The following is a 22,715-nucleotide window of genomic DNA, read 5'->3' as shown; positions in this document are numbered from 1 at the left end:
TCAAGGTGCGTGGTGGGAAACTCGGGCGTTCTGCCCGGTCAGGCCTTCTTCTTTATCAGGGCAAGGAACATCGCGTCGGTGTGATGGATATGGGGCCAGAGCTGCGCCGTTGACTCGTGGCCTGCGCCCAGGCTGCCGGTCAGGCTTACCGCGTCCAGGGCCGCACCGGCGTCGAGGAGTTCCAGGTCGGGGCGTTTGCGCAGAATGTCGTCCACTACGGCGGTTGTCTCGGCGGGATGCGGTGAACAGGTCACGTAGGCCACCACTCCCCCTGGCCGGACGGCAGCCAGGGCCGAGGCCAGCAGTTCGCGCTGCAGCGGCCCGAGATCTGCAATGTCCTTGGGCGAGCGCCGCCACCGGGACTCGGGCCTGCGGCGCAGAGCCCCCAGGCCGGTGCAGGGAACATCCACCAGGACACGGTCATACCGCCCGGGCTGCTCACCGCCCACTTCCCGGCCGTCACCGGTGCGGACCTGCCAGCTGCCGTGCGGAACGGCGGACAGTGCCTGGCTGACCAGCTTGGCCCGGTGCGGCGCGGGCTCGTTCGCGAGCAGCGTGGCGCCCCGCTGGTGTGCCAGCGCACCAAGGAGCGCTGCCTTCCCGCCGGGACCGGCACAGAGATCAAGCCACGTTTCAGCGTCACCGGCCGCGGGTGCACTTCCAGCCCCGCCCACTCCACCGGGCGCACCAAGGTCCACCGCGGCCAGGGCCCTGGCCACCAGTTGGGAACCGACATCCTGCACCCTGGTGGTACCGGCGCGGACGGAGGCCAGGCGGCCCAGGTCCCCGCCGCTGGAGAGCGCCGAGCCTTCAACCAGTTCCCCGGGGGTGGCGCCGTTTTCCAGCGCTTCGTCCAGGCTGCCCAGGCCGGGCAGGGCTACGAGGTTAACCACAGGTGCGTCGTTGTCCGCTTCCAGCAGTTCGTCGATCTCTGCTGCGGAACGGCCGTGGGCTACGAGGGACTGGCGCATGGCCCGGACGATCCACTCAGGGTGGGCGTACCTCACCGCGGCTACCTTCGTAGCATCGGTTTCGCCTTCCACCAGCATGTCCAGCCATTCCTCCAGGCTCCGGGCGGCGACCTTGCGCAGGACGGCGTTGATCAATGTCGACGGTCCGGCGCCGATGACCGCGCGGGCCAGCCCTACGGTCTGGTCCAGTGCAGCGTGGGCGGGGACCCGCATGGCAAGCAGCTGGTGGGCACCGATGCGGAGGGCATCGAGGATGGCCGGGTCAAGCTGGGCCAGAGGGCGGTCCACGCACCGCGCCAGGATGGCGTCATAGGTGCCCTGGCTGCGGAGGGCTCCGTAGCTCAGTTCGGTGGCGAATCCGGCGTCCCGCTTGTCCAGGTGGTGGTGCCGGATCCGCGCGGGCAGCACCAGGTTGGCGTAGGCGTCCTCCGCCGCCACGGCGCGGAGCACTTCGAAGGCGACCAGGCGGGCGGGATCTGCGCGCCTGGTGCGCTGGGACGGCGCCTGCCCGGTGAAGCTCCGTTGCGGCCCGCGGTTGCGTTCCCGCCCCTTGGCATTCCGCCGGCTGGCGTCCCGGGGACCGCCGTTGCCACGGCCGCCGCCGGCAGGTCCGCCGCTGCCGCCCTGCCCGCCTTTCCCGGCGCTGCTGCGTCCCCCGGCACTTCCCCGTCCGCCTGTATTGCCTCCGGACCCGGTCATTCGAACACCACGCTCTCCAGTGAAGCCAAACCGCGCGCCCAGTCGGGGGCGGCCATCATCTTTTTCCCGGCGGGCTGGATCCGGGTAAGTTCCACCGCGTGCGACCCTGTCCCCACCAGCACGGCTTTGCCGTTCAGTGCCACGGTTCCCGGGGCCAGCCCGGAAACATCCGGCCGCAGCCGCACCGGGTCAAGTTTGACCCGCTGCCCGTCGAGCAGGGTCCAGGCACCGGGCTCGGGGGTGACGCCGCGCGCCTGCCTGCTGATGGCTAGGGCCGGATGCGCCCAGTTCAGGTGGCCGTCCTCCAGGGTCAGTTTCGGCGCCAGCGTGACATCGCCGGCCTGTGGCTGCGGCGCTGCTTTTCCGGCATCGATGGCAGAAAGCGTCTGGGCCAGCAGGACCGCGCCGCTGTGGGCCAGCCGTTCCAGCAGGTCACCTGCGGTGTCCTGGGGCTTGACGGCCTCCGTCAGGGTGCCGAAGACGGGCCCGGTGTCCAGGCCTTCCTCAAGCTGGAACGTCACGGCGCCGGTGACGTCGTCTCCGGCCATGATGGACCGCTGGACCGGGGCCGCCCCGCGCCAGGCAGGCAGCAGGGAAAAGTGCAGGTTGACCCAGCCGTGCCGCGGAATGCCCAGGGCATCAGGGGGAACCAGTCCGCCATAGGCGACGATGGCCGCGACGTCCGGCTGCACCGCGCTGATGCCGGCTATGGCCGCGGCATCGACGCGCGCGGCACGGATGACCTCGATGCCCAGTTCCGCGGCCCGCTGGGCAACGGGCGACGGCGTCAGCACGCGTTTCCGGCCCACCGCCGCGTCGGGCCGGGTCAGGACGGCAACGACGTTGAAGCCGGCATTTACGAGCGCGTCCAGGGAGGGAACTGCGACGGCGGGTGTCCCCGCGAAGAGGACCCTCACCCGGCTGCTCCGAAGCTGGAGCCGGGGGTGCCGGTTCCGCCAAAGCTTGCCCCGCCGAAGCTTGACCCCACGCTCTTGGCGCGTTTGGCTGTGGTACGTCCGGCGACGGCGTCGTAGTTGGCGTTGCGGATGGACCTCAGCGCCGCCTTCCGGTCCTCGCCCTCGAGGCGGTCGGTGTAAAGGATCCCGTCCAGGTGGTCATTTTCGTGCTGGAAGCAGCGTGCCAGCATCCCTTCGCCGTCAATGGTGACCGGGTTGCCGTGCATGTCAACGCCGGTGACGCGGGTGGCGCGGAAACGGCGGACCGGGAAGCCGAGGCCCGGGATGGACAGGCAGCCTTCCACATGGTCCGGCTGGTAGTCCTCGCTGTTCTCGAGGACAGGGTTGATGATGTGGCCTTCCACCCCGTCGATACGGTAGGTGAAGATGCGCTTGCTGACGCCGATCTGGGGAGCGGCGAGGCCGGCTCCGTCCACGTCCTCCATGGTCTCGGTCATGTCGGCGACCAGTTTGGCAAGGTCGGGTCCGAATTCCGTCACGGGATCGGCAACTGTGCGCAGCACAGGATCGCCGATGATGCGGATATTCAGAATAGCCATGCGCTGGGTGTCCTCACGGTTGGCGGGAAAGTGAACCTGTCCAGTTTAGGTGCAGTCTCTTCACGTGCACCGTCGCCTTAGGCAGTACGGGCCAGGGGCGGGGGTGCGATGGGCAGCAGCGCAGTGCCCGCGCTGATGGTGTCCGCGGAAAGTTCCCAGACCCGGCGGAGGGCGCAGAACTTCCACCAGTGGTGCTTGAGGACCTCAGGGTTGGCCCGGACGGGGCGGACCTCCGTTTCGCCGATGGCCACCGCCAGCAGGACCGGGTCCTCGCCGTACTTCCAGGGCTCCCAGATCCCCGCCTCCGGATCCACGAGGCTTTCTTCCGCCTTCATGCCGGCAACCAGCTGCATCACCACCTTGTCATCCAGCGGCTTGACCTGGCCGTCCCGCGTTGTGCCCTTGGTCTTGTAGTCGATCAGGCAAATGCGTCCGTTGATCCTGGCCACGAGGTCAAGGGTGCCGGCGTATCCCACCGAGCTGTTCCAGACCGTGATTTCCGGGGCGATGGGCTCCACGCGGAAGAGTTCCCACCACTCGTCGAACCGAACGGCGAAGGCTTCCTCACCGTTGGCGGCCAGGGCGTCGCGGGCTTCCTTCATGGAATGCGGGCGTCCCAGCGCCCGCAGAGCCACTTGCTCGCAGTAGTTGTGGACCCGGTCCCCGCGCCTGGCGGCGTCGTCCCGGTACGTTTCGGCCGCCTTCGCCGCACGGTTGATGGCCTGCTTGATTTTGGCCGGGCTCCCCAGGCAGTCGGAGAGCAGCGGATCGTTGGCCAGGCTGCTGGCACCCATATAGCCGAACCAGCCATCGAGGCCGTGCGGTTGCTGGCTGATCACCGTGGTGATGGAAGGTACCGAGAACTGCTCAGACGTTGACCGTGCGTACATCCGGCCGTATTCGGTGGCGTGGGCGAGAAGCGGATCAGTCATACAAAAGACTCTTTCACAGGGGGCCGACAAAATCTCCGGCGGCAGGAGCCGCACGCAAAAAAGGTCCGTTTCCGCTGCTGATGAGCGGAAACGGACCTCTGCGGTGGGCGATACTGGGTTCGAACCAGTGACCTCTTCGGTGTGAACGAAGCGCGCTACCACTGCGCCAATCGCCCCGATGCATTTGAATGCTAGCCCACGTCTGCCCCAATTGAAAAATCGGGCGGCGCCACACGCAAAGGCACGCTAAAAGGGGGGTTCGCAGCAACGTTGGCCCCCGCCCCGCACCTGAAGGACAGCAGCGCAGCAGGCAGCACAACGTGGGGCCGCCGCACCCACCCCGACCGGAATTACACGCCTGTAACTCGCATATTCCGCGGAATTCCGCGGTTGCAGGGGCCACGCGGGCCAGCCGCGCCGGGGCGATTTGGAGTTTCCCCGAACCTCCTATATTGTTTTTACTCGTTGGAACGCGAGGAAATGCCGGAAACGGCAAGGAATCAAGCCTCCAAAATGCGGACGTAGCTCAGCTGGTAGAGCACCACCTTGCCAAGGTGGATGTCGCGAGTTCGAATCTCGTCGTCCGCTCGCAGGACACTGTCACAGCAAACATTCTTCGGAATTGACGCTAACACGGTGGGTTGGCCGAGAGGCGAGGCAGCGGCCTGCAAAGCCGTATACACGGGTTCGAATCCCGTACCCACCTCGGTGAAAACCATGGTTTCCGGGTTTCCGGATGCAATGGGCGATTGGCGCAGCGGTAGCGCGCTTCCCTGACACGGAAGAGGTCACTGGTTCGATCCCAGTATCGCCCACTCGGCAAGGCAACTTGCCGGCAGTACCGCTGGATTTTCCGGAACAATCTGCACAATGCGGACGTAGCTCAGCTGGTAGAGCACCACCTTGCCAAGGTGGATGTCGCGAGTTCGAATCTCGTCGTCCGCTCTCTTATATCCCATAAGCCGGTCTTCCGGTTCCGGGCGATTGGCGCAGCGGTAGCGCGCTTCCCTGACACGGAAGAGGTCACTGGTTCGATCCCAGTATCGCCCACACACGAACAGCAGCTCTCCGGAGCTGCTTTTTTCGTTTAAGCCGCATCCGCTGCTGGCGAACGTGATTTCCTTGGCACGCCTTCCGCGCCCGGATAGGATCGAATGCGCAAGGAGCGACCTGGCTCCGCGATAGAAGGGAGGTGCCCGTGGGTTTGATTGACGATCTAAAGGGCAAGGCTCAGGGTCTCATCCGCGGCAACGAGCAAGCTATCAAGGACGGCATCACCAAGGCCGGCGATTTCGTCGACACCAGGACCGGCGGCAAGTACGCAGGCCACGTCGACAAGATCCAGGATGGCGCTTCCAAGCTCGTTGACAAGAACGGCACCCCGGGGCAGGCACCTGCCGCCGAGCAGGTTCCCCCGGCAGCTCCTGGAAATCCGGTTCCGCCGGTTGACAGGGCTCCGTAAAGGATTTGGCCAGGGCTTTGCCCGGCACGTCAAGGAGGTGCGGGTCCCGCCGGGAGGCGGCGCCCGCACCTTTGGCGTTTAAGGGCAACGTTTGCCCCCCCCCCGAATTGCCGTCTGGCAAACCTGGGCCGGTAACCTGCCGGTATGCCCAAGTCCCCCGCCCCCACCACGGCAGCCAAGCCCGGACTGACCCGGACCGATTCCCGGCCGGTGGTCGCAGGGATCGTCACCGCGCTGGTGGGCTTCACCTCATCCTTCGCCGTGGTCCTGGTAAGCCTCAAGGCAGTCGGCGCTGATCCTGCCCAGGCTGCGTCCGGCCTCCTGGCCGTAACGCTCACCGTCGGGCTCGGCGTGCTGGTGCTCGCCTGGCGTTCCCGGGTCCCGGTGACACTTGCCTGGTCAACGCCGGGCGCGGCGCTGCTTGCGGCATCGGGAGTTCCCGACGGCGGGTGACCGGCCGCCGTCGGAGCCTTCCTTGGTGCGGGCCTGCTGCTGGCCATGACCGGCCTGGTGCCGGCGCTTGGCAGGCTGATGGCGCGTATCCCGCCCTCCCTGGCCCAGGCCATGCTGGCGGGCGTCCTGCTCCAGCTCTGCCTGGCACCCTTCAAGGCCCTCGGTTCCGTCCCGGCGTTTGCAGCGCCGGTGATCCTGTGCTGGCTGCTGATGATGAAGTTCGCTCCGCGCTGGGCGGTGCCGGCAGCCCTGCTCGCGGCCTTGGGCGTGATCGGAATAACCCTGGCATCGGCTGGAACTCCTGTTGAACCGGCAGCCATGGTCCCGGCACTGGCCTGGACCACACCCACGTTCAGCCTCCAGGCCATGGCGGGCATTGCTCTGCCGTTGTTCGTGGTGACGATGGCCTCGCAAAACATTCCCGGGGTGGCCGTGCTGAGGTCTTTCGGATATGAGGCACCGTGGCGCCCGGCGATGCTGGTCACGGGAGCGGGAACTGTTGCGGGAGCCCCGTTCGGCGGCCACGCCATCAATCTCGCGGCACTCAGTGCTGCCCTGGCCGCCGGCGAGGGCGGGGACCGGAGCAGGAGGTGGATCGCGGGCTTCACGTCCGGCCTGGCCTACCTGGTGCTGGCCGCTTTCTCGGCCGCCCTGGTGTCGGTTGTCAGCAAGGCGCCGGCCGGGATGCTTGAGACCGTTGCCGGGCTGGCACTGCTGGGCACCCTCGCCTCGGCGGTCTCGTCAGCCCTGGCGGAACCGGACGACCGGATCGCCCCGGCCGTTACGTTCCTGATGGCCGCGTCCGGCCTGGCGTTCGCCGGGATCGGGTCCGCTTTCTGGGCGCTGCTGGCCGGGCTGGTGGTCCGGCTGGCGCTGCGGCCCCGCGCCCGGTCCGGGAAGGAGTCCGCCTAGGAGGGCTCGTGGTTCTGGCCTTCACGGGCCAGCGCAGTGAGGCGGGAGACGGCGCGGAAGTACTTCTTCATGTACCCGCCGGCCATCATCTCTTCGGTGAACAGCTTGTCGAAGGGGACGCCGCTGGCCAGGATCGGGACATCCTTGTCGTAGAGCCGGTCTGCAAGGACCACGAACCGCAGCGCTACAGCCTGTTCCGTGATGGTTTCCACGTTGCGCCACACCACGCCGTCAATGCCGTGGATCAGCTGGCGGTAGCGGCTGGGGTGCACTCCGGCCAGGTGGTGGATGAGGGTGGAGAACTCATCCTGGGCCACCGTCTTCCCGTCGAATTCCGCCTTCATGTGCGCGTTGAGCTCGCTGTTCTTCAGCGGCGCCGGTGCGGCCGGGAGGCCACGGTGCCGGAAGTCCTCGCCGTCGATGCGGATCACGTCGAACTGGTCCGCCAGGACCTGGATTTCGCGCTGGAAGTCCACAGCGGCAAACCGGCCATCGCCCAGGGAGCCCGGCAGAGTGTTGGACGTGGCGGCAAGTTTGACCCCGGCGTCAGCCAGCTCGCGCATGAGCCGGGACATCAGGACGGTGTCGCCCGGATCGTCCAGTTCGAATTCGTCGATGCACACGAGCTGGTAGCTGCTCAGCGCGTCCACCGTTTTGCGGAAGGAAAGGGCGCCCACGAGGTTGGTGTACTCCACGAACGTACCGAAGGCCTTGGGGCCGGGCGACGCGTGCCACAGGGAGGCGAGCAGGTGGGTCTTGCCCACGCCGAAACCGCCGTCCAGGTAGATACCCGCCCTGGATTCGTCCTTCTTGCCGAACAGCTTCTTGAAAAGCCCGCCTCCGTTGCCCGACCCCACGCCGTCGGCAAATCCCTCCAGGGCACGCACGGCGGCGGCCTGGCTGGGCTGCTTCGGGTCCGGGCGGTAGCTCGAAAAGGAAACCTCCCCAAACCGGGGCGAGGGGTAGAAGCCCTTAAGGAGTTCGTCCACCGATACTGCCGGAGTGCGGGCGGCAAGCTGTTCGATCTGTACCAAGGTGGTCCGTTCTGCTGGTGGTTGGTCCCCAGAAAGGATACCGGCAATGCACGCCCAACCCGGGCGGGACGCCGTCCTGCCGCCCCGGGGCGTGATGAAGGCAACATTTCGCCCTATTAACGGAATACGGACAACCCCACGGGCGCTGGTTAGTGTGGGAACAGGTTCCAATGGATGTTCCGCGGTTTCCCGTGCTCTTAGTGAAAGGCCAAGCCATGCCCTACCCGGTTGAACAGAATGAGAAGTTCGCAGCCTACGCCCACCCGGAGCGGCTGGTCTCCACTGAGTGGCTTGCTGCCGCCGTTGAAAGCGGTGCCGTGGCCCGCGGCGAACTTATCGTGGTGGAGTCCGACGAGGACGTGCTGCTGTACGAAACCGGCCATATCCCCGGCGCGGTCAAGATCGACTGGCACACGGACCTGAACGACGACGTGGCCCGCGACTACGTTGACGGTGCCGCCTTTGCTGAACTCGCGGCGTCCAAGGGCATTTCCCGCGACAGCACCGTGGTGATCTACGGCGACAAGTCCAACTGGTGGGCCGCTTACGCCCTTTGGGTCTTCACGCTGTTCGGCCCCCAGGACGTCCGGCTGCTGGACGGCGGCCGGGACAAGTGGGTTGCCGAGGGCCGCGAACTGACCAGGGACCGGCCTGCTCCCGTTCCCGGTAACTACCCGGTGGTTGAGCGTGACGACGCCCCGATCCGCGCCTTCAAGGATGACGTCCTGGCCCTCCTGGGCACCGGTCCCCTGATCGATGTCCGCTCCCCCGAGGAATACACCGGTCAGCGCACCCACATGCCGGCCTACCCGGAAGAGGGTGCCCTGCGCGGCGGCCACATCCCCACTGCAGCCTCCATCCCGTGGGCACGCGCCGCTGCCGCCGACGGCACCTTCCGCAGCAGGGAGGAACTGGAGGCCATCTATCTCGGCGAGGCCGGCCTGGCCGAAGGCGACGACGTCGTGGCGTACTGCCGCATCGGCGAGCGGTCCAGCCACACCTGGTTCGCCCTCAAGTACCTCCTGGGCTTTGAGACCGTCCGCAACTACGACGGGTCCTGGACTGAGTGGGGCAACGCCGTGCGCGTGCCGATCGTCAAGGGCGCGGAGCGTGGCTCTGTTCCCGTAGCCGTCGGAGCCTGACCCTGCTCCCCCGCGTAGACTTGGAACGATGACTACTCAAGCTTTGCCTTCCGCCCTGGCGGCGATCGTGGACGATTTCCAGGCCCTGTCCGAACCCGAGAGGCTGCAGCTGCTGCTGGAGTTCTCGGAAGGACTGCCGGAACTCCCGGACCGGCTCAAGGACCACCCCGAACTCCTTGAGCAGGTCGTAGAGTGCCAGTCGCCGCTGTTCCTCACCATTGAGACGGGAACCAACGACGACGGCGCCGTCCGCCTGTTCTTCAAGGCACCGCCCGAGGCGCCCACCACGCGCGGTTTCGCCGGGGTGCTGCACGAGGGCCTGGACGGTTTGACAGCGGAAGAGATCCTGTCGGTGCCGGACGACATGCCGGAGCTGCTGGGACTCACCCGCGCCATCACCCCCCTGCGCATGCGGGGCATGACCGCCATGCTGGGCAGGATCAAGCGCAAGGTTGCCGCAGCATCCCGCAGCCACGCCTGACCCCGCCGTCATGGCACGCAGGAACAACGCACAGGGAACCCCGGCCACAGCGGCCTTGACCGCGGCCGGGGTTCCCTTTGTGCTGCATCCGTACACCCATGACCCCTCGGCGGCGAGCTACGGAGCGGAGGCAGCCGAGGCCTTGGGGATCGATCCGTCCCGCGTCTTCAAAACCTTGATGGTGGAAGTTGAGGGCAGGCTCGCGGTGGGCATTGTTCCGGTCAGCGGAACCCTGGACCTGAAGGCGATGGCCACTGCGCTGGGGGCCAAGAAAGCCGCCATGGCCGATCCCGCTGCGGCACAGCGCCGGACCGGCTATGTCCTCGGCGGCATCTCCCCGCTCGGCCAGCGCCAGCCCTCCCCCACGGTGCTGGATTCCAGCGCCCTGGCCCTGGGCACCCTGCTGGTCTCGGGCGGTCGGCGGGGCCTGGACATTGAGCTGGCGCCGGCTGACCTGGTCCGGCTGACGGACGCCGTCACGGCTCCCATCAGCTCACTGGCCGCAGGCAACCTCCGGCCCTAGCCGCAGCAGGGGTGGTTCATTCCGCTACTCGATGATGTACCGCTGCATCATCTCGTTGTCCTCGTGCTCCAGGATATGGCAGTGCCAGACGTACTCGCCACTGAAGGATGAGCCGATGGCCAGCGGGGCTCCGTCCGCCGCCCCTGCCCCGAACGGAACACGGATCCTGGTGACTTCCCCGGGCATGGCAATGACCGTGTCCTTCCAGCCCTGCTCATGTGCCGGCGCTGCTTTGGGGCGTCCAATCAGGAAGGGCTGGACCGGAACGGCGCTGCCGCGGCCCGGCGTCACCAGGCCGGTCCCTGGGTCTACATAGCCGGTGGCTGCCAGGTACCCGTCGACGTCGAACTTTTGCCGGTCGCGGACCTGGAACTGGGTGAAGTGCACATGGATCGGGTGGGCGTCCCCCGTGGTATTGATCAGTTCCCATTCTTCGAGGCTGTCGCTCCGGACCCGGAGAATGTCTTCGCTCTCGAATTTTCGGTTGTTCAGGAGCGCCATGAGGGGAACCCCGGCGGCGTTGGCCACTTCCACCAGTGCCATGGGCCTGATGGCCTCCGGGGCCCTGGCCACCAGATCGGTGATGGAACAGTCCCGGAGGCTGCCAGGCAGCGGCGCTGTGTATCCGGCCTGGGATGTCACAGTGAACTGCATGATTTGCGGCAGCGGGAGTCCCCCGAGCTGGATGGTGGCGGGGCCGTCCGGGTAGGGGACGCGGGCACTGTTGGCCAGAACAACCCGCGTGCCGGGCTTGTGTCCGGCGAAATCGATCACGACATCCGCCCGCTCGCCCGGCCCCAGGAGCAGCCTGTTCAGCCGGACCGGTGCGTTGAGCAGGCCGCCGTCCGTTCCTATTTGGAAGAAGGCGAGCGCCGCGCCATCAACTGCGAACTTGAGGTCGTAGAACCGGGCATTGGAGCCGTTGAACATGCGGAGCCGGTACTTCCCCCGGGCCACGTCGAGATTCGGCCGGCACTTACCGTTGACTGTTGCGGCGTCGCCGAAGAACTCCGGCGCCCAGGGACGCGGTGTTCCGCCGGCAGTGGAAAGGTCCGGGTTCGGCGGGTACGCAAGCGTTCCGTCGGGGTTGAACATCTTGTCCTGGATGATCAGCGGAACTTCATAGGGCGGCGGGGGCAGGTGGGTACCGTCGCCGGTATCTATTCCTGATCCACCTGAGTCCCGCAACAGGTAGCCGACGGCCAGCCCCGCATAGACATTCAATCGCGTAATGCCGAGCGCGTGATCGTGGTACCAGAGACCGGCTGCGTCCTGGTCGTTGCCATACCTGTACGTGTAGGAAGCGCCGGGCCTGAATGCCTGCCCGGGGCCGCCGTCGTACTCTGGCCTGGTGTTGCCTCCGTGAAGGTGCACGGACGTCCTGGGCGCTGCAGCATCGTTGCTGCCGGGAGGAACGAGCTCCGCGTCGACGGCGTAGCCAAGGGGATGCCGTTCGATCCCGTTATGGACGGTGAGGCGAAATGGGGTTCCTTTCCGGGCGACGATGACCGGGCCCAAATATGTACGGGAGGAGGTCCAGTCCTGGTATGCCAGGGTGTCGGCCACGCCCATGCCGGCCTGGAAGCGGTGCTGGGCGTTTCGCATCCAGAGAGACGCAGTGCCGCCGGCACTCATGTCCAGGACGCCCAGTTCGGCCAGCGTTGGAAGCTGCTCGGTGAATTGGTAAGCCTGCCCTGGCGTGGCAATTGCCCGCCCGCTTCCCGGTCCATACGGCTGCGTCGCAACGGCTGCACCGGCTGCGGCGCCGCTTGCAGGAGTTGCCGCCTTGTCAGATACATTGTGGGCCCCATTTCAATTGCCTTGATGGTTCCCCCCTTGCAGCCGACGGTAGGCAGCTCTCTTTGTCAGCGCTAGGGCCGAGTGTCCCCTTCCGGGGAAAGGGCCGGGACCTGCTCTGGGCCTTCCCGGACCGGCTCCCCCGCGCGGCTGCCGGAACGGCCCGTGAAGTGGTCCATGGTGCGGTTGACGCCGAGCACGTCCATGAGCCGGTCAAAGACGCCGACCGGCAGGATCCGCAGGACCGGAAGCAGGTTCACCAGGGGTGGCAGGACCAGTTTCCGGCGACCGGCCTCGATCGCGTCAAGGACTTCAGCTGCCACGTCCTCCTCCTCAAGGATGGGGAGCAGCCGGGGCCAACGGGTCTGGACGCCGTCGAACATTCCCGTGTTGATGTAGTAGGGGCAGACCACCAGCGTGTTGACCCCGGTCTGGTCCGCCCGGAGCTCGGCCCGCAGTGACTCGGTGAAACCGAACGCGGCGAACTTGCTGGCGGAGTAGTCCGTCTGCCGGGCGACGCCCACCATCCCCGCAGCACTGGCAATGGTGACCACGGTGCCGTGCCCCCGCTCTGCCATCCCGCCGAGGAAGGCGCGGGTGACCCAGTACAGGGCCATGACGTTGACGTGCATGGTCCGTTCGATGGCCTCATCCGTCGCATCAAGGAGCCGGTGCCCGCTGACCACCCCGGCGTTGTTCACCAGCACATCCACCGGCCCCGTCCTGGCCGCGGCGGCCTTGACCGCCTCCCGGTCCGTGACATCCACGGCATGGGCTTCAGCCTGCACGCCGGCAGCCCGGATTTCGTCGCGGACCGCTGCTCCCGCTGCCGCGTCCACATCCCAGATCACCACCCGGCTCCCGCGCCGGGCGGCGCCGAGCGCCATGCGGCGGCCCAGTCCGCTTCCCCCTCCCGTGACCAACAGTGTTGCACCGGAAAGTTTGGTTCCTTTGGCCATCTCAGTTCTCCTCGGATCTTGGCACAGGCTTTGTCCTCAGCGGTTTCGGGAAAGGCGGCCCATCAAGGTGATGGCCGCTTTCATGATCCGTGCGTAGGCATGGTTGGACATCCCGGGAGCGGGGGCAACCCGGAGCAGCCGCTGCACGGCGATGGTCTGCGGTTCCGTGTATTTGAGGATGCCTTCCCGGCCGTGGCGGCGACCCGCGCCGGAATCCTTCATGCCGCCGATCGGTGCATCATGGGATGCCCAGGTGGCTGCGTAGCCCTCGTTAACGTTGACGGTCCCCGTCTGGAGCCTGCGGGCCAGGCCACTGCTTCCCCGCGGCGGGCGGACCAGACGCTGGCGTTGAGCCCAAAGTCCGAGTCGTTGGCCAGGGCGACGGCGGCGTCGTCGTCGGCCGCCCGGTAGACGGCAACCACCGGCCCGAACGTCTCTTCCCGGGCAAGGAGCATGTCCTCAGTTACCCCGGCCAGGACGGTGGGTTCGTAGAACAACGGCCCCAGGTCCGGCCGGCGCCGCCCTCCGGCCAGGAGGTGGGCGCCTTTGGCGAGCGCATCCTGGACGTGGCGGTCCACCCGCTCCACCTGTGCCGTACTGATAAGGGACCCCATGCCAATGTCCCATACCGGACCGGACCCCATCCGGATGTCCTTCACCTTGGCTGTGAACGCCGCCAGGAAGCGGTCATAAAGGTCAGCATGAACGTAGATCCGCTCAATGCTGACGCACAGCTGCCCGGAGTTGGAGAAGCAGGCGTGCACTGCGCCGGCAGCCGCCTTGCCTGCGTCCGCATCCGCGAGCACCAGCATGGGGTTCTTGCCGCCCAGTTCGGCGGAGAAGCCGATCAGCCGATCAGCGCACTGCCTGGCGACGGTCTTGCCGGTCTTGGAGGATCCCGTGAACATCAGGAAGTCCACCCGCCCGATCAAGGCAGGCCCTATCTCCGTGCCCGGCCCGGTGACGATCCGGAACAGGTCCTGCGGAAGGCCCGCCTCCCGCAGGAACCTGAGCATGAGCAGGGCCGTGAAGGGCGTCTGCGAGTCGGGCTTCAGGACGATGCCGTTGCCCGCCAGCAGGGCCGGGATGGCGTCCGAAACCGCAAGGGTCAATGGATAGTTCCAAGGGCTGATGACACCCACAACCCCCTTGGGCACCCGGTATTCCGTGGTGCGGGTGAGGAGCGGGGCCGCGCCCTTCCGGCGGCGCGGGCGGAGATACCGGTCAGCGGTCCGCTCGTAGTAACCGGCCGTCAGGACGACGTCCGCGAACTCCTCGAAGGCGCTCAACCTGGACTTGCCGCTCTCTGCCTGGACCAGGTCAAGGACGTCCTGCTCGCGCTCCAGGAGCAGCGCCAGGAACCGCCGGATCACCGCTCGGCGTTCGGCGGTTGGCTGGGCTGCCCACTGCCGCTGCGCCATGCGTGCGGTCTCGACGGCGGCATGGACGTCGTCCGGGGTGCATACAGGCACTTCACCCACCACTGAACCGTCGAAGGGCGCGTGCGAGGCCTGCGCCGGCCGGCCGGAGCCCGACGACGCCACCAGTCCGGCAAGCTCCGCCGCCAGCTCCCGGCCACGGCCGGTCACAGTTCCTGCCGGGCGTGCTTTCACCATGTCAGGCACCCGCCTGCGTGGGACGGCCCGGAGATTCCGCCATGCGTCCAGCGGTCGGGCCGGGGCCGGAGCCGGGATTAAGGCGCGGAGCGAGCTGCTGGCGCAGCCAGGCCTTCACCAGCCGCTCCCAGCGTTCGGGGTCCACATTCCATTCCTTCGTATGCCGTGCGTGGTTGAACGTCTCGAACGTCACCATCTCCGGGTTCCGCTCGGCCAGCAGGGCGGACGGCCCGTACGGTACATACTCGTCGTCGACGCTGTGGATGATCAGTGTTGGCGTCCGCAGCTCGACGGCCCGGGACACCCAGTCCATGACTTTCAGGTCCACGGGCGCCGAGAGGCCCGTGAGCCTGCGTCCCAGCGGGTGGCCCAGCATCAGCTGGCCGTACCTGCCCACCAGCGACGGAATCCGGTTCAGCTGCGCGTGGTGCGCCAGCACTGTTACCCAGTCGATGACCGGTGCGTCCAGTACCATCGCCCTGATCAGGTGGCGGTGGCGGGAGAGATCGGCAGTCTGCAGGCAAATGGCCCCACCCATGGACCAGCCGAACAGGACAACTTCCTCGGCACCGTTGGCCAGCGCGTACCCGATGGCAGCCTCGATATCCTGCCACTCCGTCGAGCCCAGGCCGTAGCGGCCGTCATCGGCCGACGGTGCCAGCCCGTCATTCCGATAGGACACCAGCAGGCTGGTCAGGCCCAGTTCCAGCGCCGGTCCCACCGCCCGCAGCGCTTCCTGCCGGGTGGCGCCCCGCCCGTGCACCATGATGGCCCAGGTCCGGGCAGCCCCCTTTGCCCGGACCAGCCAGGCGGGAGCTTCGCCGCGCTCAACGGGAATCAGGACGTCCTCGGCAGGGATTCCGAAGGCGGCCGGGTCCGGGTATGTGGCACCGCTCCACCATCCCCAGCGGGCCGTGGAGAGATCCCCGCTGTACACGGCTTCGACCTCGCGCAGGACAGTCCGCTCGGCGGGCGAGTAAGACACGATACGGCCGATCCGCGCGTGCCCTTTGCCGCCGTCGAAGAAGAACCCGTAGACGCCGTCCACCGTGGTGTCATCATCGGCGGCGAGGATCACTTGCAGCTTCTGCCCGTCCCGGATCACCGCCAGGACTTCCTTGTCGGCCGCCCGCTGCCGTGCCGGAGTGATGACCCGGCGCGCGAAATACACGGCGAGCGCCGAGGAACCCGCTCCCAGCAGGCCTGCCACCGAGCCGCCGGCGATGGCGCCGCCAACGGCCCACTTGGCCCCCGGCGACACCCCAACGGATTCCGCGGTGGATGCAGTCATTGCAGGGCGCGCTCGCCGGAAAGGTGCCATGGGACTATTCTTACCGGCCCTGCCGCAGATACCCGCATTCCGGCACCCGGGCGGCACGGCGCCGCCAGGCCGGCACGCGGGGGACCCGGTGCCGGCCTGCGGGCGCAGGGGCCGGTAAGTGTAGAGACCGGTGCAGTTCAAGGGCCAGCGCAGTTCAACGGCAGGTGCAGTGCGGGGGCCAGCGGGCGGGACTAGGCTAAGGCCATGAGTGATCCCATCGTCATCCTGACTGAAGAACCCCTGGGCGCGGACGACCGCGTTAACATCGAACGGCTTGTGGATGGCGCGGACAGCCGCCTGCTGGTCCTGGTCCCGGCGAATACCGAGCGGCACCTGCTGGTGGACTTCCTTGAAAACCTGTCCATGCTGGACGTTGCCAAGGCTTTCCGCGAGCTCGCCGCCCGCAACCCTGATGCCGCCACCGAACGGGCGCACGCCGACGACACCCTGGCGGCCTCCCTCGCGGCGCTCGAGGGACTGGGCTCCGGTGTGACCGGCCAGGTGGTGGACGGCAAGGCCGTTGACAGCCTGGTGGCAAAGGTCCGCGAAACCGGCGCTTCCCAGGCCGTCGTGATCACGCGGCCGCATGCCGTGGCCGATACGTTCCACACAGACTGGGCCAACAAGGCCCAGGACCAACTCGGCGTCCCCGTGCTCCACCTGTACGCGGGCTCGGGATTTATCGGCGACTCCTAAGCGTTGGGAAAGCTATGAGCATCTTTGGAAACAGCATCTTCGGCAACAGGGCACCAGGCGTTGGTGCCGAAACGCAGCATGGCAGCGCACAGGAGGCTGCGGACAGCGGGGCCTCTGTCCAGAAAAGTGATGCCGAGTGGCGGGAGGAACTGACTCCGGAGGAATACCACGTCCTGCGCCAGGCGGGGACGGAACGGCCATACACCGGCGAATACTGGGACACCCATACGGAGGGCGTGTACCAGTGCCGCGCGTGCGGCGCTGAACTGTTCACCAGCAATGAGAAGTTCGATTCCCACTGCGGCTGGCCCTCCTTCTGGGCCCCTTTGACTGAGGGCAAAGTGCGCTACATCCATGACCGCACCCTGGGCATGGACAGGATCGAAGTGCGGTGCGCCTCCTGCGACTCGCACCTGGGCCATGTGTTCGAGGGTGAGGGCTACGGAACGCCCACCGACCAGCGCTACTGCATCAACTCGGTCTCCCTCCGGCTCGTGGCCAAAGAGGCGTCCGGCGACGGACCCCAGGGCTAAGCGATAGGCATCGCGGGAAGTACCCCGCAACCCGTCCAGGCAGAACCGGCCCCCAGCTGTTCCCACAGCCGGGGGCCGGTCTCGTTCCTCCCCAGCCGGGCCCGAGACTAAGAACTTCTTATCCAACCGCCCTTTGGGCATAAGTCCTGCTGGTTGCTTGTTACGCTCACCAGAGAAGCAAAGCAACCAGAAAGGCAGCCGACGATGACAGAGACCCTGACCACCGCCGTCACCGGTATTTCCGCGCAGAACAAGGATTGGCTGCGGCTCAAGGGCGCGGCCACCGCCCTGCAGGCCCTCCAGGTCCAGGACGGTTCCGTCCCCGGGAGCGCGGACCACCCGGCGGCAGCCCGGTACGTGGAAACCATCGTGGATGCTCTCACGGCACTGGCCCCTGCCTTCCCGCACGACGCGGACTACCTTGAGGCCGCCTGTGCTGATTTCCGGGCATGGGCCGCGGGCGGGTTCGCCGTCCCGGACTTCCTGTCGTCCCTGCTGGCGTTCCAGCCGCAGCAGCAGCGCATCGACGGCCTGCAGCACCTGGTGGTCTTCCCCATGTACACCCAGAACGGCAGCAGCAACCGACTGGTGGAGGCCGTGCTGGTGGAGGTCATCTGGCCCGAGTTCATCGCGGGACTGGAAGCCGGGGAGTACTCCAACAAGCTCTTCGTCCCCATCCGCTTCGTCGACTTCACGCCGGGCTATGACACCAACTCCGCCGTCCTCTTCCCCGAGACGGTAGCGGTCAGCCAGACCCCCACCTTCACCTGGGGCGCCATCTTCGCCGACCGCGAAGCTGCCCGGTTCCGCCGCGTGCTCAAGGCGGCCGCGGAGACCACCTCCCTGGAGCTCCCGGAGGGTGCAGCCGAACTGCTCGTCGACCAGGACCTCACCGAGGCCACCTTCGTCATGTGGGACCTGATCCACGACCGGACGCACATGCGCGGCGACCTGCCCTTCGATCCCTTCATGATCAAGCAGCGGATGCCCTACTTCCTCTACTCGCTCGAGGAGCTGCGCTGCGACCTCACCGCGTTCCGCGAATCCGTCCGGATCGAAAAGGACGACGACGCCGACCCCGAGGCCCGGCGGCATGCCAAGCTCGTGCAGTACGCCATCATCTTCGACCGCATCTTCCGCTTCGCCATCACCGGCAGCCGGGTCCGCAACTACGACGGCCTGGGCGGCCAGCTCCTTTTCGCCTGGCTGCACCAGCAGCACGTACTGCACTGGACGGACACACGGCTTACCATCGACTGGGATGAGGTGGCGGACGCTGTGATCGCCCTGGGAGCCAGCATCGATGACCTGTACTGGCGCTCCATCGACCGGCCCAAGACCGCCCACTGGCTGGCGGCCTACCAGCTGGTGTCCGCAACCGTCACCCCCAACCCGGCCTCCGTGTGGGCCAAGGGGCCGGACGCGCTGCCACTGGCGGGAACACCCCGCGGCCTCACGGACCAGGTCCTGGACGACGAATTCCCGCTGTCCATGTTCTACGAGGCATTGGAGAAGAAGATGCGCCCCGTCATTGAATCAACCGCCGGCATCACCGGCCACTCCGCCCTGTGACCGGTTCCGGCCCTGCCGCTGCTGCCCACAACACCACCGGGCCCCTTAAGGTCCTGGTGGCAGGCGGCAGCGGCGCGTCCGGCGTCGCCGTTGCGCGTGCACTGGCTGCGGCAGGGCACCGCGTGGCCACCGTGGGCTCGGACCAGGCCAGGATCGGGGCGGCCGCGGAAAAGGCGGGCGACGGCGTCACTCCCTTCACGTGCGACCTCGCCGATTTCCACGGCGTCCGGCAGCTTCGGGCGGAGGTCAGCGCCGCCGTCGGGCCGGTTGACGCCGTGATCCACCTGGTGGGTGGCTGGCGAGGGGCCAAGGGCATCGCCGACCAGTCCGACGACGACTGGGACTTCCTGGAGCGCGGGGCCATCACCACGCTGCGCAACGTGTCACGCGTCTTCTTCGACGACATTGCCGCATCTCCGGCCGCAGGTTTGCCATGGTGTCCTCCACGGCCCTGGACAAACCAACCGCTGCGGTGGCCAGCTACGTTGCAGCGAAGGCCGCCGCGGAAGCCTGGACCATGGCCATGGCGGATGGCTTCCGCCGTGCCGCCGGGGACGGCGGAAACCTGGCTGCTGCCAGCATCCTGGTGGTCAAGGCACTGGTTGACGACGAACTGCGCCGCGCCCACCCCGAGCGGAAATTCCCGGGGGCCACGGACGTGGCTGACCTGGCCGGCGCCGTCGTACGGCTTTTCGGCACGCCGTCCGCCGAACTCAACGGTGTCCGCCTCCGGCTGGCGGGCTGATCCCCGCCGTGACTGTACCTAAACTGAAAGCGTGAGCAACCCCATGACGACAACAGCAGAAACAGGCTCGGCGCTGCGGCTGCACGATCCGAGCGTGCGCGGCTTTGCCTCCGACAACTACTCCGGCGTCCACCCCGAAGTGCTGGCAGCCCTGGCTGCAGCCAACGAGGGGCACCAGGTTTCCTACGGCGAGGACGACTACACCGCGCGGCTGCACGAACTGATGGTTGAACACTTCGGCCCGGGCATCGAATGCTTCCCGGTCTTCAACGGCACCGGTGCCAATGTCCTGTCCCTGCAGTCCCTCCTCCCCCGCTGGGGTGCCGTGGTGTGCGCTTCCACCGCCCATATCAACATGGATGAGAACGGGGCACCCGAGCGCATCGGCGGCATGAAGCTGCTTCAGGTCCCGGCCCCGGACGGCAAGCTGACCCCGGAGCTGATCGACAGGGAGGCCTGGGGCTGGGGCGATGAGCACCGTGCGCAGCCGCTGGCCGTCTCCATCACCCAGACCACTGAACTGGGCACGTGCTACACCCCGGAGGAAGTGCGGGCCATCGCCGACCATGTCCACGCAAAGGGCATGAAGCTGCACATGGACGGCGCACGGCTGGCCAATGCGGCCGCCCACCTGAACCTCCCCCTGCGGGCCTTCACCCGGGACGCCGGCGTGGACATCCTGTCCTTCGGCGGGACCAAGAACGGGCTGCTCTTCGGCGAGGTCGTGGTGGCGCTGAACCCTGAGGCCGCCCACGGCCTGGTATACCTGCGCAAGATGAACATGCAGCTGGCATCCAAGATGAGGTTCATGTCCGCCCAGTTCATCGCCCTGCTCGAAGACGGCCTTTGGCTGCGCTCCGCATCGCATGCCAACGCCATGGCCACCCGGCTGCGGGCCGCCGTCGACACCATTGAGGGCGTCCGCACCACCCAGAAGACGGAATCCAACGGCGTCTTCGCAATCCTTCCACCCGGCGTGGCGGACCGCCTGCGCAGTTCCTTCCGTTTCTACGACTGGGACGAGGCAGCAGGGGAAGTCCGCTGGATGTGCTCCTTCGACACCACCGAGGAAGATGTTGATGCCTTTGCCGCCGCGATCCGCCGTGAACTCCGGGATTACCGGGACGGGCAGGCGGGGTGACCGTCCGCTGACGGCGAGCCTTCCTGCCCCGCCCCGCCCCGCCCCGTAATCTGCCAAGGTGAACGCACTTGACCAGGTTCCCCCGGATTTTCTCCACGCCTTGGGAACCCTCAGGAAAGCCCGGTGCCGCAAGGAACTGCACCTGGCCGAAATCCCTGCCCCCGCACGGCTGGCTCCGTTTGCCGTCGCACTTGGCGCTGAAGTCATGGCCCCCGGCACAGGCAGCCTTTCCACGCCCGTCCACGGACCGGCAGCACTGGCTTTCGCAGCAGCATCCGGTACCGCCGCCGCAGGAACTGCGGACGACGATGAGACGGAACTCGCCACCGGACGGTTCATCCTGCTGCACGATCCGGACGGCTCAGCGGTCTGGGACGGCGAGTTCCGCATCGTGACCTACATCCGGGCCGAACTGGAACCGGAAATGGGCAACGACCAGATGCTGGGAACTGTGGCATGGACGTGGCTGGTGGAAGCGCTGGATAACCACAAGGCCGCTTACAGGGCAGCCGGCGGCACAGCCACCCGCGTCCTGTCCGAAAGCTTCGGAACTTTGGCCGGGCGGCCAGGTTCCATCGACATCGAACTCCGGGCCTCCTGGACGCCCGATTCCTCCGATGTCCAGGCGCACCTGGAAGCCTGGTCCGACATGGTGTGCACGTTTGCGGGGGTGCCGCCGCTGCCCGACGGCGTGACCGCCCTTCCGCCCCGGCGGCGGGGCCAGCAGAACGGCTATGGGGCAGCCCGGTAAACTGGGGGCATCATGACCCCAAACATTCCGGAAAACACCACAGCCGGCGTCCCGGCTGCTGCTGCCGCACCCCATATCACGGTGGAGGGCTTTGACAGCCCCATCCCCGAAATCATCGATCTTGACGCACCCCGGGACGGCGTTCCCCTGGTCATCGAAACCCAGTCCGGCCTGGAGCGCTGTGCCGCCGCCATTGCCGCCGGCACCGGCCCCGCAGGCGTTGACGCCGAACGCGCCTCCGGGTTCCGCTACGGCCAGCGCGCCTTCCTGGTCCAGATCCGCCGCGAAGGTGCCGGGACCTGGCTGATCGATCCCGAACCCTTCGGGAACCTGGAGATCATCAATGACGCCCTGCGCGGCGTCGAATGGATCCTGCACGCCGCCAGCCAGGACCTGCCCTGCCTGTCTGAACTCGGGATGTGGCCGGACAAGCTCTTCGACACCGAACTCGCCGCCCGCCTGGCCGGGCTTCCCCGTGTGGGCCTGGCAGCCGTCATCGAACAGCTCCTGGGATTCGGGCTCGCGAAGGAACACTCCGCCGCTGATTGGTCCACCCGCCCCCTGCCGGAGCCGTGGCTGCGCTACGCCGCCCTGGACGTCGAGGTCCTCACCGAACTGCGCGAGGAACTCATTGAGCTGCTCCAGGCGGACGGGAAGCTGGAGTACGCCGAGCAGGAATTTGCCGCCATCCTCGAAGCCGGCATTGCTCCGCCCCGGGTGGACCCCTGGCGGAAGACGTCCGGCCTGCACCAGATCCGGGACCGCCGCCAACTGGCCGCCGTCCGCGAGCTGTGGCTGGAACGCGACTCGCTGGCGCAAAAACGCGACGTGGCACCGGGCAGGCTCATTCCGGACTCCGCCCTGGTAGCGGCGGCGAAGGCCATGCCCGCCACCGTCCCGCAACTGCTCAGCACCAAGGGGTTCCACGGCCGCGCGGCCCAGCGCGAGGCTCCACGCTGGTTGCGCTGCATCGCCGCAGCGCGGGACCTGGAGGAACTGCCGCCCCTGCACCTGCCCACCAACGCCCCGCCACCGCCGAGGGTCTGGGCAGACCGTGATCCCGAAGCCGCCGCCAGGCTGGCCACTGCCCGGCCCCTCCTCCAGGCCAAGGCAGAGGAACTGAACCTGCCGCTGGAGAACCTGTTGACGCCCGACTACCTGCGGCGCGTGGCGTGGCGGCCGCCCGCAGACCTTACCGAGGACTCCGTTGCCGCTGAGCTTCGGGCGCTGGGGGCCCGCAGGTGGCAGGTGGAACTCAGTGCACCGCTGATTGCCGGCGCGTTCCTGAACCCGCAGCCGCTGCCGCCCAAGGAAGCCAAACCTGTTGCCGCAGCCGGCGGCCAGTAACTGCTTCGCGATACCCCTTGCAGGCTAAGTTACTCACGAGTAACATCGGTGTGACCGACGCCAGGCTGCTGCCGCCCTCCGGCATGCACCCGGCGCGCCACATCTCGATGAG

The 22,715-nt window shown here is 67.3% G+C and carries 17 protein-coding genes, 6 tRNA genes and 4 pseudogenes; 17 read left to right on the top strand and 10 right to left on the bottom strand.

What is annotated here, in order from left to right:
* Nucleotides 1-38: 38 nt before the first annotated feature.
* From NMQ03_RS08665 to NMQ03_RS08645, 5 genes are all read right to left on the bottom strand, one after another.
* Complete coding sequence (locus NMQ03_RS08665; protein WP_255175217.1) at nucleotides 39-1,670, bottom strand: RsmB/NOP family class I SAM-dependent RNA methyltransferase; 1,632 nt, start codon at nucleotides 1,668-1,670, stop codon at nucleotides 39-41.
* Nucleotides 1,667-2,587, bottom strand: a complete 921-nt coding sequence (gene fmt, locus NMQ03_RS08660) for a methionyl-tRNA formyltransferase (RefSeq protein ID WP_255175216.1) — start codon at nucleotides 2,585-2,587, stop codon at nucleotides 1,667-1,669. The genes NMQ03_RS08665 and fmt overlap by 4 nt, the downstream gene beginning before the upstream one ends.
* The gene (gene def, locus NMQ03_RS08655; protein ID WP_255175215.1) at nucleotides 2,584-3,186 is read right to left on the bottom strand and encodes a peptide deformylase; all 603 of its coding nucleotides are present in this window, start codon (nucleotides 3,184-3,186) and stop codon (nucleotides 2,584-2,586) included. The genes fmt and def overlap by 4 nt, the downstream gene beginning before the upstream one ends.
* Nucleotides 3,187-3,263: 77 nt before the next feature.
* Nucleotides 3,264-4,118, bottom strand: coding sequence for a cytochrome (locus NMQ03_RS08650; RefSeq protein ID WP_255175214.1), 855 nt, complete (start codon nucleotides 4,116-4,118; stop codon nucleotides 3,264-3,266).
* A 104-nt stretch (nucleotides 4,119-4,222) separates the two neighbouring features.
* Nucleotides 4,223-4,294, bottom strand: a tRNA-Val gene (locus NMQ03_RS08645).
* Nucleotides 4,295-4,633: 339 nt separating this feature from the next.
* Here NMQ03_RS08645 and NMQ03_RS08640 point away from each other — a divergent pair.
* The 7 genes and pseudogenes from NMQ03_RS08640 (at nucleotide 4,634) to NMQ03_RS08610 (ending at nucleotide 6,945) form a co-directional block, all read left to right on the top strand.
* Nucleotides 4,634-4,706, top strand: a tRNA-Gly gene (locus tag NMQ03_RS08640).
* Between the two features lie 47 nt (nucleotides 4,707-4,753).
* Nucleotides 4,754-4,824, top strand: a tRNA-Cys gene (locus tag NMQ03_RS08635).
* A 37-nt stretch (nucleotides 4,825-4,861) separates the two neighbouring features.
* Nucleotides 4,862-4,933: transfer RNA gene (locus tag NMQ03_RS08630), tRNA-Val, on the top strand.
* Nucleotides 4,934-4,990: 57 nt separating this feature from the next.
* Nucleotides 4,991-5,063, top strand: a tRNA-Gly gene (locus NMQ03_RS08625).
* Nucleotides 5,064-5,096: 33 nt separating this feature from the next.
* Nucleotides 5,097-5,168: transfer RNA gene (locus NMQ03_RS08620), tRNA-Val, on the top strand.
* Nucleotides 5,169-5,316: 148 nt separating this feature from the next.
* A complete protein-coding gene (locus tag NMQ03_RS08615; RefSeq protein ID WP_255175213.1) occupies nucleotides 5,317-5,580 on the top strand; it encodes an antitoxin in 264 nt (87 codons plus the stop codon).
* Nucleotides 5,581-5,724: 144 nt separating this feature from the next.
* Nucleotides 5,725-6,945, top strand: a pseudogene (locus NMQ03_RS08610) (benzoate/H(+) symporter BenE family transporter).
* Here the strand turns inward: NMQ03_RS08610 and zapE are convergent.
* Nucleotides 6,942-7,979, bottom strand: coding sequence for a cell division protein ZapE (gene zapE, locus NMQ03_RS08605; protein WP_224025730.1), 1,038 nt, complete (start codon nucleotides 7,977-7,979; stop codon nucleotides 6,942-6,944). The pseudogene NMQ03_RS08610 and the gene zapE overlap by 4 nt on opposite strands.
* 215 nt (nucleotides 7,980-8,194) lie before the next feature.
* Between zapE and NMQ03_RS08600 the strand changes: the two genes are divergently transcribed.
* Genes NMQ03_RS08600 through ybaK form a run of 3 tightly spaced genes read left to right on the top strand, consistent with a single transcriptional unit; the run spans nucleotide 8,195 to nucleotide 10,125 of the window.
* Complete coding sequence (locus NMQ03_RS08600; protein WP_255175212.1) at nucleotides 8,195-9,121, top strand: sulfurtransferase; 927 nt, start codon at nucleotides 8,195-8,197, stop codon at nucleotides 9,119-9,121.
* A gap of 28 nt (nucleotides 9,122-9,149) precedes the next feature.
* Nucleotides 9,150-9,602, top strand: coding sequence for a SufE family protein (locus NMQ03_RS08595; protein WP_255175211.1), 453 nt, complete (start codon nucleotides 9,150-9,152; stop codon nucleotides 9,600-9,602).
* 10 nt (nucleotides 9,603-9,612) lie between these two features.
* Nucleotides 9,613-10,125: a Cys-tRNA(Pro) deacylase gene (ybaK, locus tag NMQ03_RS08590; RefSeq protein ID WP_255175566.1), complete on the top strand. Its 513-nt coding sequence runs from the start codon at nucleotides 9,613-9,615 to the stop codon at nucleotides 10,123-10,125.
* A 24-nt stretch (nucleotides 10,126-10,149) separates the two neighbouring features.
* On the opposite strand, the gene NMQ03_RS08585 is transcribed toward ybaK, so the two are convergent.
* The 4 genes and pseudogenes from NMQ03_RS08585 to NMQ03_RS08570 form a co-directional block, all read right to left on the bottom strand.
* On the bottom strand, nucleotides 10,150-11,730 hold the full coding sequence (locus NMQ03_RS08585; protein ID WP_255175210.1) for a multicopper oxidase family protein: 1,581 nt from the start codon (nucleotides 11,728-11,730) through the stop codon (nucleotides 10,150-10,152).
* Nucleotides 11,731-11,996: 266 nt separating this feature from the next.
* A complete protein-coding gene (locus tag NMQ03_RS08580) occupies nucleotides 11,997-12,881 on the bottom strand; it encodes an SDR family oxidoreductase (RefSeq protein ID WP_255175209.1) in 885 nt (294 codons plus the stop codon).
* Between the two features lie 36 nt (nucleotides 12,882-12,917).
* A pseudogene (locus NMQ03_RS08575) lies at nucleotides 12,918-14,497 on the bottom strand (succinic semialdehyde dehydrogenase).
* 1 nt (nucleotide 14,498) lies between these two features.
* Nucleotides 14,499-15,788 (bottom strand): S9 family peptidase, encoded by a 1,290-nt coding sequence (locus NMQ03_RS08570; RefSeq protein WP_255175208.1) that lies wholly within the window; start codon nucleotides 15,786-15,788, stop codon nucleotides 14,499-14,501.
* Between the two features lie 234 nt (nucleotides 15,789-16,022).
* On the opposite strand from NMQ03_RS08570, the gene NMQ03_RS08565 reads away from it, so the two are divergent.
* The 7 genes and pseudogenes from NMQ03_RS08565 (at nucleotide 16,023) to NMQ03_RS08535 (ending at nucleotide 22,603) form a co-directional block, all read left to right on the top strand.
* On the top strand, nucleotides 16,023-16,514 hold the full coding sequence (locus tag NMQ03_RS08565; protein ID WP_255175207.1) for a hypothetical protein: 492 nt from the start codon (nucleotides 16,023-16,025) through the stop codon (nucleotides 16,512-16,514).
* Nucleotides 16,515-16,528: 14 nt separating this feature from the next.
* The gene (gene msrB / locus NMQ03_RS08560) at nucleotides 16,529-17,047 is read left to right on the top strand and encodes a peptide-methionine (R)-S-oxide reductase MsrB (protein ID WP_255175206.1); all 519 of its coding nucleotides are present in this window, start codon (nucleotides 16,529-16,531) and stop codon (nucleotides 17,045-17,047) included.
* A 204-nt stretch (nucleotides 17,048-17,251) separates the two neighbouring features.
* Nucleotides 17,252-18,616: pseudogene (locus NMQ03_RS08555) on the top strand (DUF6421 family protein); the annotation flags it as partial.
* Nucleotides 18,616-19,364, top strand: a pseudogene (locus NMQ03_RS08550) (SDR family NAD(P)-dependent oxidoreductase). The pseudogenes NMQ03_RS08555 and NMQ03_RS08550, both read left to right, overlap by 1 nt.
* Before the next feature lie 43 nt (nucleotides 19,365-19,407).
* Nucleotides 19,408-20,505 carry a low specificity L-threonine aldolase gene (locus tag NMQ03_RS08545; protein ID WP_255175565.1) on the top strand — a complete coding sequence of 366 codons (1,098 nt, stop codon included), beginning with the start codon at nucleotides 19,408-19,410 and terminating at the stop codon, nucleotides 20,503-20,505.
* Nucleotides 20,506-20,563: 58 nt separating this feature from the next.
* Nucleotides 20,564-21,256 (top strand): DUF3000 domain-containing protein, encoded by a 693-nt coding sequence (locus tag NMQ03_RS08540; RefSeq protein ID WP_255175205.1) that lies wholly within the window; start codon nucleotides 20,564-20,566, stop codon nucleotides 21,254-21,256.
* A 12-nt stretch (nucleotides 21,257-21,268) separates the two neighbouring features.
* Nucleotides 21,269-22,603 (top strand): HRDC domain-containing protein, encoded by a 1,335-nt coding sequence (locus NMQ03_RS08535; protein ID WP_255175204.1) that lies wholly within the window; start codon nucleotides 21,269-21,271, stop codon nucleotides 22,601-22,603.
* Nucleotides 22,604-22,715 lie beyond the last annotated feature (112 nt).

It is taken from the genome of Arthrobacter sp. DNA4 (assembly GCF_024362385.1).
In the GTDB taxonomy this organism is placed as follows: domain Bacteria; phylum Actinomycetota; class Actinomycetes; order Actinomycetales; family Micrococcaceae; genus Arthrobacter.
The sequence above is the reverse complement of the archived record's forward strand: the minus strand, read 5'-3'. Positions and strand labels throughout refer to the sequence as shown.